Source organism: Caballeronia sp. TF1N1 (genome assembly GCF_022878925.1).
GTDB lineage: Bacteria > Pseudomonadota > Gammaproteobacteria > Burkholderiales > Burkholderiaceae > Caballeronia.
The window spans coordinates 529,932-543,377 of record NZ_CP084627.1 but is presented as its reverse complement, the minus strand read 5'-3'; the positions used below and the strand labels follow the sequence as shown (position 1 = coordinate 543,377).

General features: G+C 60.5%; 14 protein-coding genes. 9 read left to right on the top strand and 5 right to left on the bottom strand.

What is annotated here, in order from left to right; translation table 11 throughout:
• Nucleotide 1: 1 nt before the first annotated feature.
• The 5 genes from doeB to LDZ28_RS16455 all read right to left on the bottom strand — a co-directional run bounded on the left by doeB (nucleotide 2) and on the right by LDZ28_RS16455 (nucleotide 5,758).
• Nucleotides 2–1,024, bottom strand: a complete 1,023-nt coding sequence (gene doeB, locus LDZ28_RS16475; protein WP_244829461.1) for a N(2)-acetyl-L-2,4-diaminobutanoate deacetylase DoeB — start codon at nucleotides 1,022–1,024, stop codon at nucleotides 2–4.
• 4 nt (nucleotides 1,025–1,028) lie between these two features.
• Nucleotides 1,029–2,246: an ectoine hydrolase DoeA gene (doeA, locus tag LDZ28_RS16470; RefSeq protein ID WP_244829460.1), complete on the bottom strand. Its 1,218-nt coding sequence runs from the start codon at nucleotides 2,244–2,246 to the stop codon at nucleotides 1,029–1,031.
• A gap of 11 nt (nucleotides 2,247–2,257) precedes the next feature.
• Complete coding sequence (locus LDZ28_RS16465) at nucleotides 2,258–3,271, bottom strand: cyclodeaminase (RefSeq protein ID WP_244829459.1); 1,014 nt, start codon at nucleotides 3,269–3,271, stop codon at nucleotides 2,258–2,260.
• Nucleotides 3,271–4,239, bottom strand: coding sequence for a hydroxyectoine utilization dehydratase EutB (gene eutB / locus LDZ28_RS16460; protein ID WP_244829458.1), 969 nt, complete (start codon nucleotides 4,237–4,239; stop codon nucleotides 3,271–3,273). The genes LDZ28_RS16465 and eutB overlap by 1 nt, the downstream gene beginning before the upstream one ends.
• 94 nt (nucleotides 4,240–4,333) lie before the next feature.
• Nucleotides 4,334–5,758, bottom strand: a complete 1,425-nt coding sequence (locus tag LDZ28_RS16455) for a PLP-dependent aminotransferase family protein (RefSeq protein WP_244829457.1) — start codon at nucleotides 5,756–5,758, stop codon at nucleotides 4,334–4,336.
• 215 nt (nucleotides 5,759–5,973) lie between these two features.
• On the opposite strand from LDZ28_RS16455, the gene ehuB reads away from it, so the two are divergent.
• From ehuB to LDZ28_RS16410, 9 genes are all read left to right on the top strand, one after another.
• Nucleotides 5,974–6,828 (top strand): ectoine/hydroxyectoine ABC transporter substrate-binding protein EhuB, encoded by an 855-nt coding sequence (gene ehuB, locus LDZ28_RS16450; RefSeq protein WP_244829456.1) that lies wholly within the window; start codon nucleotides 5,974–5,976, stop codon nucleotides 6,826–6,828.
• A gap of 57 nt (nucleotides 6,829–6,885) precedes the next feature.
• Nucleotides 6,886–7,569, top strand: a complete 684-nt coding sequence (gene ehuC / locus LDZ28_RS16445) for an ectoine/hydroxyectoine ABC transporter permease subunit EhuC (RefSeq protein ID WP_244829455.1) — start codon at nucleotides 6,886–6,888, stop codon at nucleotides 7,567–7,569.
• Nucleotides 7,566–8,234 carry an ectoine/hydroxyectoine ABC transporter permease subunit EhuD gene (gene ehuD, locus LDZ28_RS16440; RefSeq protein WP_244829454.1) on the top strand — a complete coding sequence of 223 codons (669 nt, stop codon included), beginning with the start codon at nucleotides 7,566–7,568 and terminating at the stop codon, nucleotides 8,232–8,234. Before ehuC ends, ehuD begins: the two co-directional genes overlap by 4 nt.
• A gap of 67 nt (nucleotides 8,235–8,301) precedes the next feature.
• Nucleotides 8,302–9,126 (top strand): ectoine/hydroxyectoine ABC transporter ATP-binding protein EhuA, encoded by an 825-nt coding sequence (gene ehuA, locus LDZ28_RS16435; protein WP_284503357.1) that lies wholly within the window; start codon nucleotides 8,302–8,304, stop codon nucleotides 9,124–9,126.
• Between the two features lie 68 nt (nucleotides 9,127–9,194).
• On the top strand, nucleotides 9,195–10,751 hold the full coding sequence (locus LDZ28_RS16430; protein WP_244829453.1) for an FAD-dependent oxidoreductase: 1,557 nt from the start codon (nucleotides 9,195–9,197) through the stop codon (nucleotides 10,749–10,751).
• A 69-nt stretch (nucleotides 10,752–10,820) separates the two neighbouring features.
• On the top strand, nucleotides 10,821–11,213 hold the full coding sequence (locus LDZ28_RS16425; RefSeq protein ID WP_244829452.1) for a DUF3175 domain-containing protein: 393 nt from the start codon (nucleotides 10,821–10,823) through the stop codon (nucleotides 11,211–11,213).
• 189 nt (nucleotides 11,214–11,402) lie between these two features.
• Nucleotides 11,403–11,570, top strand: a complete 168-nt coding sequence (locus tag LDZ28_RS16420) for a hypothetical protein (RefSeq protein ID WP_244829451.1) — start codon at nucleotides 11,403–11,405, stop codon at nucleotides 11,568–11,570.
• A 115-nt stretch (nucleotides 11,571–11,685) separates the two neighbouring features.
• Nucleotides 11,686–12,936 carry a sorbosone dehydrogenase family protein gene (locus LDZ28_RS16415; protein WP_244829691.1) on the top strand — a complete coding sequence of 417 codons (1,251 nt, stop codon included), beginning with the start codon at nucleotides 11,686–11,688 and terminating at the stop codon, nucleotides 12,934–12,936.
• Entirely contained in the window at nucleotides 12,937–13,434 is a 498-nt protein-coding gene (locus LDZ28_RS16410) for a hypothetical protein (protein ID WP_244829450.1), read from the top strand. It abuts the gene before it with no gap.
• Nucleotides 13,435–13,446: the final 12 nt, after the last annotated feature.

Genomic DNA, 13,446 nt, shown 5'->3' with positions numbered 1-13,446 from the left:
GTCAGATCGTCACCGGTATGTTGCGTTCGACGATGTCGGCCACGACAGCCACCGTGTCACCTGTCTGTACGAGGCCAGGAAAGTGCCTTGCCGCAAGCAGTCCCGTACGCTTTGCGCGATATTCGACCGGCGTCGCGCCAGAGCGCGTGATGTCATGAACACGCGCGAGCACGTCGCCCTCGGCCACCATGTCGCCAAGATCGCGGCACATTTCCAGCAAGCCCGCATGTTCGCTCGTCGTATAGCACGCGCCATCGGGCATATCGAGCAGCGTGGTCGTGCGCGCTTCGCCAATCACGCTTTCTTTGTCGGTGATGCCCGCATGGGCGAGGAAGCCATACACGCCGCGTTCCGCGATGGCGACGCTAGCAGCAGTGGATGAACCGCCGCCACCGAGTTCGGTGGAGACGAACACCTTGCCCGCCTCTTCGGCTGCGCTGTCGTATAAACCGACGCTATCGAGTTCGAGCATGCGCATTGAATAAGGTGCGCCGAACGCGCGCATGGCGGCTTCGCAGCGAGCCTGTTGCCGTGCATCCGCCAACACGTGAGTCGCCGCGAACGGAAGAAAATCGAGCGTACGCCCGCCTGCATGAATGTCGAGAACGTAGTCCGCCAAGGGCAGCAAATGACGCTGAAAGTAATCGGCTATCTTCTGCGTCACCGTGCCATCGGGATGGCCCGGAAAGCTGCGATTGAGATTACCCGCGTCGATGGGCGACGTGCGCGTACCCGCGCGAAACGCCGGGTAATTCATGAACGGCACCACGATCAAGCGGCCATTGATATCGCCGGCCTTCAACGTCGATGCGAGCTTCGACAACGCGATCGGCCCTTCATACTCGTCACCGTGATTGCCGCCCGTGAGCAACACGGTCGGTCCGTCGCCGCGCTTGATGACCGTGACCGGAATCATTACCGCACCCCACGCCGAATCGTTGCGCGAATACGGCAGTTTCAGGAAGCCGTGTTGTTCGCCGTCGGCTTCGAAGTCGACGGTCGGACTGATCGGTGACGCGCGCATCGTACTACTCCTTCACGAACAATTTGCGAGGCGTATTGCAGAAAGTCTCGACGCCGGTATCGGTAATTAGGATGCTTTCCGTGATCTCGAGACCCCAGTCATCGAGCCATAGTCCCGGCATGAAATGAAACGTCATGCCGGGTTCGAGGACCGTCTTGTCCCCCGGCCGCAAGCTCATGGTGCGCTCGCCCCAGTCGGGCGGATAACTCGCACCGATGGGATAACCGCAGCGGCTATCCTTCTCGATACCCGACTTGCGCAGCACCGCGAAGAACGCATTGGCGATGTCCTCGGTCTTGTTGCCCGGCTTCGCAGCGGCGAGTCCTGCTTCAATGCCTTCGACTACCGCCTTCTCGGCATCGATGAAATGCTGCGGCGGTTTGCCGAGATAAACCGTGCGCGATTGCGGACAGTGATAGCGCTTGAAACATCCGGCGATTTCGAAAAACGTCCCGGCATTCGCAGTGAACGCGGAGTCGTCCCATGTGAGATGCGGCGCCGCTGCATCCGAGCCAGTGGGCAAGAGCGGCACGATAGCGGGATAGTCGCCACCATAGCCTTCGACGCCCGTGATGCCCGCGTCATAGATTTGCGCGACGAGGTCGCACTTCCTCATGCCAGGCTCGACCTTGTCGAGAATGCGCGCGTGCATCTTCTCGACGATGCGCGCCGCCACACGCATGTATTCGATCTCGCGCGGCGATTTCACGGCACGCTGCCAGTTGACGAGCGCGGTCGCGTCCTTGAACTTCGCGTTGGGCAAGTGCTGAACGAGCGACGCATATGCCTTCGCACTGAAGTAGTAATTGTCCATCTCCACACCGATATGCTTCTTGTCCCATCCGCGCGCGACGATGACTTCAGTCGAGAGATAGTCCATCGGATGACGAACCTCAGACTGCACGTAGTGATCCGGATATCCGACGATATTCTCGTGCGCCATGAACACCGTGCGCTTCGCGCCATTCGCGTCTTGCCCGCGACCGAACCATACCGGCTCGCCATCCATGGCAAGCAGCACGCATTGATGCACATAGAATGACCAGCCGTCGTAACCGGTGAGCCATGCCATGTTGGTCGGGTCCGTCACGATCATCAGGTCGATACCTGCTTTCTCCATTGCGCGTCGCGTCTTCGCCATGCGCGCGTCGTACTCGCCGCGATCGAACGGCAAGCGCACGACCGGCGCTTCGCCTCGCTTCTCTTGCTTGATTTCGGACATCGTCCCCTCTGTCAAAGCGTCACATCGTTGTGAAAGATGCTTCCTGCACGCGTCGCGCGTGCTCTTGCAAACGCAAGTGCTGCAATGGCCGTGTCCTGCGCGCCGGTGCCGGTGAGATCGCATACGGTGATGTCGTCATCGCTCATGCGGCCTTGCACTTGCTGCGCGATGATCTGTCCCAATTCGGCGAACGATGCATCGGCGGCGATAACCCCTGCGCTTATCGCGTGATGCAGTTCGCCAAGCACACGCGTTTGCTGCAAGCGGTCGCACACGTAGCGCGCCGCCTCGAACACGTCTGGCGCAATCTCGTTCTTGTGCTCGGCATCCGAACCCATCGCGGTGATATGCAAGCCCGCATGAAGATCGCGGGCGTGAATCAACGGCTCGCGGCTGGGTGTCGTGGTGATGGCGATATCCGCATGCCTGAGCGCGTGGCTCACGCTATCGGCGACAGCGCATTCAAGGCCCGCCGCTTCACAATCGCGCGCGTAGTGCAACGCGCGCTTGCCGTCGCGTGCCCACACGGTCACGTGATCGATGTCGCGTACCAGTCGCAACGCTTTGAGTTGAAGGCGCGCCTGTTCGCCCGCACCGATGATCGCCACGCGTTTGGCGCCATGTCTTGCGAGCCAGCGTGCGGCGACAGCACCCGCTGCCGCCGTGCGTACCGCCGTGAGATAGCCGTTGTCGAGCAGCACGGCTTGCGTCAGTCCCGTGCGCGCCGAAAGCACGAGCATGAGACCGTTCAAGCTCGGCAAACCCAGAGAGGGATTGTTGAAGAAGCCAGGACTAACCTTGATCGCAAAACTCAGAAGACCCGGCAAATAAGCGGTTTTTATGTCGACTTCGCCAGCGTGTTCGGGAATGTCGAGGCGAAGAATCGGCGGCATCGCCACCGCTTCTGTCGCAAGCGAACGGAAGGCAGCTTCGATCTGTGCGATCGCATCGAGGTCGAGCGGCACGAGTTCGCGCAGCTCCGCTTCGCCTAGCAAGATGGTGGAACGATCGATTGAAGACGTCATCAAAGCGCTCCAATCAGGCGGCGGTGCGTATCGATATCGATGTTGCAACCGCTCACGACGATAACCACTGGCCCACCTTCACGCGGCCTGATGGCACCATCCAGCACAGCCGCGATGCCGACGGCCGCTGCGCCCTCCACCACGAGCCGCTCTTCGCTATATGCATGTGCAATGCCGCGAGCAATCGAACGCTCATCGAGGAGCACCATGCGATCGATCAGTTCACGTGTCATCGCGAACGTATGCTGGTTGTCGAGACCGATACCGCCGCCGAGCGAATCCGCCAGCGTTTCGAGTTCATCGACGAGAACGGGTTTGCCCGCCTCGAGGCTCGCATGCATGGCGGCGCCGCGTTGCATGGATACGCCGATCATTTCGATGCCTGGCCTCAAGCCTTTTGCCGCGAATGCCACGCCGCTGAAAAGACCGCCGCCCGACAGGGGCACGACGATAGCCCATACATCGGGAAGCGCTTCGATAATCTCCAGACCGATGGTGCCCTGCCCTGCAATGACGCGCGCATCGTCGAAAGGCGGTACGAACGCATAGCCTTCTTCGCGCACCAGGCGTTGCGCTTCGACTTGTGCATCGTCCTGGCTCTTGCCTGCAATCACGACGCGCGCGCCGAGCGCCGCGACCGCATCCACCTTGTTCACTGGCACAAGCGATGACATGCACACTGCGGCCTCGATACCCAGCGCGCGCGCCGCATGCGCGACCGCACGGCCATGATTACCCGTCGATGCCGTCACGACACGCTTGCACCCTGCTTCCGCGAGTTGCGCCAATGCGTTGGTCGCGCCGCGCAACTTGAAGCTGCCGGTAGGCTGAAGCGTTTCGAGTTTGAGGTAGACAGGTGCGTCTACAACGCCCGAGAGTGTCGCCGACTGCACGAGCGGCGTGACGAGCACACGCCCTTCGATGCGTTGGCGTGCGCGATAAACATCGTCGAGCGTGAGTGCGGACATGGCGCGATTGCATTGAGCAAGTGTCGATGCAACCGAGTCTAATGTCCTAAAAAATCGTTTTGAATTGTCCTAGTTCATTTCCGCGCATGCGAGATTAGTTGAAGTCGTGCACGTGCGGAAATTGCTCGAAGACTTCGCGAATGGTCTCTATGGCCGTGCGAAAGCTCGCCTCGCCCACTTCGGCGCCCACGCACAGACGCACCGCATTGGGCCGCTCAGCGCCGCGCACGAGAAACGGATCGGGCGATGTCACCGCGATATTGCGGTTGCGCAGTTCGCGCGTGATACGTTCCGCTTCCCATTCATCCGGCACGCGCAGCCACGCAGAGAGCGCGTTCGGATGGCTGCCGAGCACATATTCTCCCAGCACTTCACGCACGACACCCTGACGCATCGAAAGCCGTTCGCGTTGTATCTGCACGAGACGTTGCGCCGTGCCATCCATGATCCAGCGTGCGGTGACTTCGGCTATCGGCGAGGTCGCCATCCAGCTCGATACGCGCAACACGCTTTCCGCGCGCAAGGCAAGACGCCGTGGCACGGTCATGAAGCCCGTGCGCAAGCCGCTTAACACTGACTTCGTCATGCTCGTGCAATAGAACGCCAGTTCGGGGATCAGGCTTGCTATCGGCGTCTGCGCCTTGGCGGGCAACGCGCCGTAGACATCGTCTTCGATGACATACACGCCGTATCGCTCTGCAATGCGCGCAATCGCGCGCCGGCGCGAGTCGGTCAAGATGGCGACCGTGGGATTATTGAGCGTCGGTGTGCAGACCAGTGCGCTTACGCGCTCGCTGTCGCACATTTCCTCGAAATGTTCGGGACGTATGCCATGTTCGTCGATTTCCAGTCCCTTGAGCGTGAAGCCGAGCACGTTTGCGGAGCCTATGACGCCGTGATCGGTGAGGCTCTCGCAGAGCACGGTATCGCCCGGTCCGACAATGGAAGCAAGCGCCAGAAAGATGCCGTGCGCAGCACCATTCGTGACAAGGAGCGTCTCAGCGGTCGCAGGCATGTTGAGCGATTCGAGCCAAGCAACACCCGCTTGCCGATGATGCTCGAAACCCGCAATCGGACGAAACGCGCGTATCCAGGGCTGATCCTCGATGGTTGCAAGCGTCGCGCAGACCTTGCGCCACATTGCATCGTGTTCGGGCGTATGGACGATACGCGCAATCGAAAAGTCGACCACGGAGCGCTCGGCCGTATCGAGCATGTAGTTGGACATGGTCTCCGTCACGCGCGCCGCGACGAAGCTGCCGCGCCCGACTTCACAGCGAATCAGCCCCTGGCGCTCGAGTTCTTTATAGGCATTGGTGACCGTCTGCACGCTGATTTCCAGGTCCGCCGCGACCTCGCGTTGCGGCGGCAAGCGTGCGCCTGAAGCCAGTGTGCCGTTCTCGATATCCAGCGCCATCGCCTTGACGAGCCGCTTGTATTTCGACTGTACGCCTTGCACGGTGCGTACGGCCTCGCGCCATCGCTGATTCAATTTCCACTCCTCGTGCGCTTGACTCATGCGCAATAGTGGCGCAAAAGCTCCTTGAAAAATAATTGTCCTAGAGCAATCGGAACAAATATATGGCTTTGTATTCTGCATCGGTGGCTGCGCGGTAAAGCCTGTGAAGACCGCTTCCTATAAGGGTTTTCTCCATGACCGATCTAGCCGCAGCCTTCAAGGAACGCGCGCAATCGACCATACGAACGCTACCAACGCTATAAACGGAAAACGCTATGAAGACCAAACGACTGTCTGGAATGCTGGTGGCCGCATGCGTCGCCGCGGCGAGCTTGAGTGCCTTCAGCGCGGGCGCTGCCGCGGAAACCACCTTGCAACGAATTCAACGCACCGGCGAGGTGCGCATCGGCTATGCGAACGAAACGCCCTTCGCCTATACGACGGCCGACGGCACCGTGACGGGCGAATCGCCGGAAATCGCCAAGAAAGTATTCGCCAAACTGGGCGTCAAGAAAGTCGATGCGGTGCTGACCGAATGGGGCGCGCTCATTCCGGGCCTCAAGGCAGGCCGTTTCGATGTGATTGCAGCGGGCATGTACATTACGCCCGAGCGCTGCAAGCAGGTTGCTTTCGCGGATCCGCAATATCAGATTCCCGACACGTTGCTGACGCTCAAGGGCAACCCCAAAAACCTTCACAGTTACGCCGATGTCGCCAAGCAAGGCGACACGAAACTCGCAGTAATGGCCGGCACGGCGGAACTCGGTTATGCACGCGAGGCGGGCATCAAGGACGATCAGATTCTTCAGGTGCCCGATACCACCGCGCAATTGCAGGCCGTGCGCGCACGCCGCGCCGATGCAGCCGTTGGCACCTCGCTCACCATGAAGGGTCTTGCGACGAAGGGCGGCCCGCTAGTCGAAGCAACAAGCCAGTTCAACGACGACCCGAAGCATACGGGTTATGGCGCCCTCGCCTTTCGCCCCGAAGATACCGATCTGCGCGATGCGGTCAACAAGGAACTCCATGCCTGGCTCGGCACGGACAATCATCTGAAAACGGTGGGGCCGTTCGGCTTCGACAAGACGAATCTGACCACGAAGAAAGCGCCTGAACTTTGCGGCGGTTGAGCAAAGATACATTCAGTACAGGCGCGCGTCGCGTCGTTCATTTAGCGAGGAACCGTCATGAGTGATCTCAATGAGCTACTGCCGCTGATGTGGAAAGGCACGCTCGTCACGATCCAGATCGCCGTGCTCAGCATCATGCTTGCGATCGTCATGGCGGGCATCGCAACGACGCTGCGCGAAGCGCCTTATCGTGCCCTGCGCTGGCTTGGAAATGTCTATGTCGAAATCTTTCGCGGCACGTCCTTGCTGGTGCAATTGTTTTGGCTGTTCTTCGTGCTGCCCTTGCCGCCCTTCAGTATTCAGTTGACGCCCTTTACCGTGGCCATCGTTGGTTTGGGTTTGCATTACGGCGCTTATGGCTCCGAGATTCTGCGCGGCGCATTGCACTCGGTGGCAGGCGGACAATACGAAGCAGCACTGGCACTCAACATGCCGGCACGGGTCAGGCTACGCCGCGTCGTGTTGCCTCAAGCCATGATCAACGCACTGCCGCCCGCCACGAACCTCATGATCGAATTACTCAAAGGGACGTCGCTCGTGTCGCTGATCACGCTTTCGGACCTGACGTTCCGCGCGCGACAACTCGATGAAGCGACCTTCAAGACAGCGGAAATCTTCGGGCTGACGCTGCTGATCTACTTCGTACTGGCGCAGATCATCGTCACGGTGATGCGTCACTTCGAGCGCCGTGTAAGCAGTCACGTCGCCGTTCGTCGCGTCGTGCCGAGGGCCGCATCATGACGACATTCGGTCAACTCTTCGATGTGAAATACGCGCTGCATATCCTGCCGGAACTGCTGCACGCCGCGACATACACCATCGGCATCACGCTCGTGGGGTTTGCCATCGCGCTGGTGCTGGGCCTCATGCTCGCAATACTGCGACGCAGCGAGATCGTTTTCGTCTCGAAGGCGACGGCTTTCTTCATCGAGTTTATTCGCAGCACGCCGCTTTTGATTCAGGTGTATGTGCTCTTCTACGTTGCGCCGCTTTATGGACTCACCATGTCGGCGTTGATGGCGGGCACCATCGGCATTGCCGTGCACTATGCGTGTTACGTGTCGGAGGTTTATCGCGCAGGACTCAACGGCGTCGCGCGTGGACAATGGGAAGCGGCCTGTGCGCTGTCGTTGTCGCCCTGGCGCACGTATGGCGGCGTGATTCTGCCGCAGGCCATTCGTCCCGTGATTCCCGCACTCGGCAATTACCTCGTCGCCATGTTCAAGGACACGCCCGTGTTGTCGGCCATTACCGTCGTCGAACTGATGCAGCAGGCGAAGAATATCGGCTCGGAAACCTTCCGCTATCTCGAACCGATCACCATGACGGGCGTCTTCTTTCTGATCATCAGCGTGACCTTCGCTTCGGGCGTGCGTCACCTCGAACGGCGGGTCAGGTTGCCATGATTTCGCGCGGAGACACGATGGCTAACCCGGCGGATGGCGCACGGTAATGGAAATCAAGGAGCAACAGATGAAACGAGACCTCGACCCGTCGTTAGGCGAAGCCGCCGACGCGCAAGCCAATACGCCGATGGTGCGCTTTCGCAACGTGACGAAGCGATACGGCGCGCTTACCGTACTCGATGGACTCGATCTGGATATCGCGCGTAACGAGAAGGTCGCGATCATCGGGCCGAGCGGCTCGGGGAAATCCACGCTGCTGCGCGTGTTGATGACGCTCGATCCCTTGACCGACGGCGTGATCGAAGTCGATGGCGAGTCTCTCACGCATGAGATGCGCGGCGGCAAGCTCGTACCCGCGTCGCAACGACATGTGCGGCAAGTGCGCAGCAAGATCGGCATGGTGTTTCAGAGCTTCAACCTGTTCCCGCACATGACCGCGCTCACGAACGTCATTGAAGCGCCTACGAGCGTGCTAGGTCTTTCGAAGAAGGAAGCAATCGAACGTGGACGCGAGTTGCTATCCATGGTCGGTTTGTCGGAAAAATGCGGTCACTATCCTTCGCAATTGTCGGGTGGACAGCAGCAACGCGTAGCCATCGCGCGGGCGCTTGCCATGCGCCCTAAAATCATGCTCTTCGACGAAGTGACCTCCGCGCTCGATCCCGAACTCTGCGGTGAGGTCCTCAATGTCATTCGGCGCTTAGGCTCCGAACATAACCTCACCATGTTGATGGTCACACATCAGATGGGCTTTGCAAAAGACTTCGCGGATCGCGTCTGCTTCTTCTCAGAAGGAAAGATCATCGAGCAGGCCGCGCCGCAACAGTTCTTCACCGCGCCGCAACATGAACGCACCAAGCAGTTTTTGCGCGCGGTCACTGAGGCGCTCTAATCCAAGCATTCAGTTGGCAAGCGGTCCGGGAATTGCTTCCTGCTCCGGGATAGACACCGGAGAGTGCAATGTCCCCTTCCCAACATAAGGTCGCTCGCGTGGACGACTTGCCCACCGGGCACGGCACGCGTGTGTGCATCAAGCACGATGCGAGCGAAACACCGATTCTTCTCGTGCGCGACGGTCAGGCCGTGCACGCCTTTTCACCCGACTGTCCGCATGCAGGCGCGCCGCTCGAAGAAGGCGCGATCTGCAACGGCCGCATCGTTTGCCCGTGGCACAAGGGCACGTTTGAAATCAGTGATGGCAGTCTCGTCGAGCCGCCGGCGCTCAAAGGTCTGACGCGTTATCCGGTCACCGTGTCGAATGGCGATGTATTTGTCTCGCTCGGTGCCGAAGCGCCGAAGACGCAAGACGAGCATGGCGCGGATAAGACCATGCTCATCGTCGGCGCGGGCGCCGCAGGCGCCGCGGCATGCGCGGCGCTGCGCGAAGCCGGCTTCAGCGGGCGTATCGTGCTCGCTGGCGACGATGCACGCGAGCCTTACGATCGCACTTCGCTAAGCAAGTTCGTGCTGTCAGGCGACATGCCGCCCGACGATGTTCCGCCCCTTCTCGACGACGATTTCTTCGACGCTCAAAAGATCGAACGCGAATTGACACGCGCCGTGCGACTCGACGCGAGCAACAAGCAAGCCGAATTCGCCAGCGGTCGGACAGTCGATTACGACGCCGCGCTCGTTTGCACGGGCGGCACGCCCAAGCCGCTCAAGGCGCCGGGCTCGAATCTGAAGCATATCCATCTGCTGCGCAATCGCGAACATGCAAAAGAGATTCTTGCATCGCTCGATGCAGTGCAATCACCTGTGCGCGTCGTGATCGTCGGGGCGAGTTTCATCGGTCTGGAAGTGGCTTCGTGTCTTCGTAAGCGCAAAATTGAAGTCACTGTCGTCGCGCCCGGCAAGGTGCCATTCGCAAAGCAGTTCGGTACGCGCATCGGCGAGATGTTCAAGCGCATGCATGAACAAAACGGCGTGACGTTCCATATGGATACGCATGTCAGCGCGTTCGAAGGCGACGACGCCGTGCGCGAAGTGCTGCTCGAATCCGGCGAACGGCTACAGGCCAATGTCGTGATTGCGGGAACGGGCGTGACGCCGGCTACGGACTTCATCACTGGCGTCACGATGGGCGACGACGAAGGCATGGAAGTCGATGCGTCGATGCTTGCCGCGCCGAGTCTCTACGCAGCGGGCGACATCGCGCGCTTTCCGTTGCCACGTGCCGGTGCAATGGGTCGCATCGAACATTGGCGCGTCGCCCAGCAACATGCGCGCGTGGCGGCGTACAACATGGCGGGCATCGCACGCGAATACACCGGCGTGCCTTTTTTCTGGACCTTTCATTACGACAAGAACTTCGAGTATCTCGGCCACGTCAGCGAACCCGAGCGCGTCGAAATAGATGGCGATCTCGATCAGCAGCAGTTCATCGCTTACCTGCTGAAAGATGGCGAGGTTCGCGCGGTGGTCGGATGCGGGCATGAAGCCGCCATAGGCCGGCTTGCCGAAGCCATGCGCGAGCCGATCACGCTCGATGCCGCACGGCGCGTTGTGAGTAGCTAAACGGTCGATGGCGCGCCGCCCCATTGCTCGACACAACGCAGAAATTATTTGGCTTAAGAGGAATAGGCTATGGCAACTCGAAAGACCAAGACGAGGACGAGCAAGGCGAAGCCTCGCGGCAAGTCGAACAGCACGCGTCAGCGACACGGCCTCGCTACCACCCGTAAAAAGTCGACAGCGAAACCCTCGCCCAAACGCTGGTCGCATCATGTGATGGAGACTAGCGACGCAATGGATATCGAGGGAAGTATCTTCAAGACCGGTAACGCGGACGAGATCGCGGATTCGTTGAAGCGCTCGTCGACCAGAAGCAAGCGTCGCAAGGGCTCGCCGTTTCAATCGGCCATGGCGATGCTGAATTTTTATATCAACCGCGCCGGGCGCAATTTGCCGAAGTCACGCCGCAGCACGCTGGAGCGCGCCAAGAAGCGGCTGCGCGAAGCATTCGGACGCAAGCCTTGAAACACGGGCTCGCGCAATGCGAGCCACTGCAACACGATCGATCAAGGCTGACGTTGTCCGCCGTTATATCAACGGCTAGTGCTGCGTATTCGTCTGAGCATCGGGGCGCACCTGATCGGGAGACCGTTCTATCGAGGGAACGACTCTTGCTCGCTCGTGGATTACCTACCGCAGCAGACAGGAGACACCATGATTGAAGACCCACCGCTCAGCCCCGGCGACGAAGCCGAACCCGGCGTGCCCGGAACCGGCGAAGACCTGTGTCCGGCCTGCAACGGCTCGGGCAAGCTCGACGGCGAGAAGTGCGACACATGCGGCGGCACGGGCAAGGTGACGCAAGGTATTGGCGGCGGCTGAGACGACTCTCAGCGTTGCAGTCCCTGCCAATCTCCTGGAGACCAGCTTGAACCTGCACCCTCTCACGCGTACCGCTGCGCTGCTCGTGGCGCTTGCGGCCACGAATACTGCTGCAATGGCCGACGACTACGCGCCTGGCTTCGGCCCGGACCCTTCCCTGCCCGCGCCGCATAAGTCGATGTTGCCAACCGTGAACATCGCGCCTGCCAAGCCCTGGCAGCAAGGACAAATGCCCATTGCGGCCGCAGGGTTCAACGTTACGCCTTACGCAACCGGTCTAGATCATCCGCGCTGGCTCGCCACGCTTCCCAACGGCGATGTGCTCGTCGCGGAAAGCAATGCGCCCGCGCAGCACGATACAAACGCGGGCATCAAAGGCCTCGTGATGAAGAAGGTGATGAAGCGCGCGGGCGCGGCGGTGCCGAGTCCTGATCGCATCGTCCTCTTGCGTGACTCGGACGGGGACGGCATAGCGGAAACGCGCACGGTGTTCATCGACAAGCTGCATTCTCCGTTCGGCATGGTGCTAGTCGGTGACGATCTCTATGTCGCCGACACGGACGCCGTCATGCGCTACAAGTACGAACCGGGCGCCACGCAGATCACGACACCGGGAGAGAAGTTCATCGACTTGCCTGCTGGCCCGATCAACCATCACTGGACCAAAAACATCATCGCGAGTCAGGACGGCAAGCGGCTTTACGTGACGGTCGGCTCGAACAGCAACGCCGCGGAAAACGGTATCGATGCCGAAAGCGGCCGCGCGGCGATCATGGAAGTCGATATCGAATCGAAGCAGACACGCCTCTTCGCCACGGGCTTGCGCAACCCGAACGGCATGTCGTGGCAACCGCAAAGCGGCGCGCTATGGACCGTGGTCAACGAGCGCGACGAACTCGGCGACGACCTCGTGCCCGACTATATGACCTCGGTCAAAGACGGCGCCTTCTACGGCTGGCCGTACAGCTATTACGGCCAGCATGTGGATGACCGCGTGAAGCCGCAGCGCGATGAGCTCGTGCTGTCGGCAATCCCGCCGGACTATGCACTCGGTGCGCATACGGCATCGCTCGGACTCACGTTTTACGATGCCAAAGCGTTCCCGCAGCATTACTGGAGCGGCGCGTTCATCGGTCAGCATGGTTCGTGGAATCGCAAGCCGAGGAGCGGCTATAAGGTCGTGTTCGTTCCGTTCGATGACGGCAAGCCATCCGGTCCACCCGAAGACATACTGACAGGCTTTCTCTCCACCGATGGCCACGCGCTCGGCCGTCCCGTCGGCGTCGCGGTGGACCACAGCGGCGCGTTGCTCGTCGCGGATGATGTCGGCAATAGCGTATGGCGCGTTGCGCCGGCTGCGAAGTAAATGGCCGCGCGCAAGCCCAAGGCGAAGGCCGTCACATCGAGCTTGTTCGCGCTCGCCGAACGGCAGATCGTCGGCCTCTACGACGCCGGCGTGCTTTCGCCTGCCGTGTTGCATCAGGTGATCGCGGCTTACGCGAACAGCGCGATCGACTGGAGCGAAGCCGCTTCCCTGCGTACCGTCGACGATCGCTCGGTGCACGAAGCCGTGGTGCTCACCATGATGCCGGGCCGCCCACTGCGATCGGCGCAAAAAGACTTCATGTCGGTGGTCGAGCATCTCGCGGCGGGCACCGGCGCGAGCGCCAAGGCTGCGGCGTCATCCGACGAAGCGCCCGAAGACGACGAAGCGCTGCTCGATCAGCTCGGTGGCAAAAGCAAAAGCTCGAGCGGGACGGCATCGCGTTCATCGAAGGCAAGCGATGAACCAAGCCAACGCAAGTCCGCAGGCTTCAATCCGCTCGTCGGCGCGCGCGGGTTCTCCACTCACGACAAGGGCTAAGACACCCGCCCG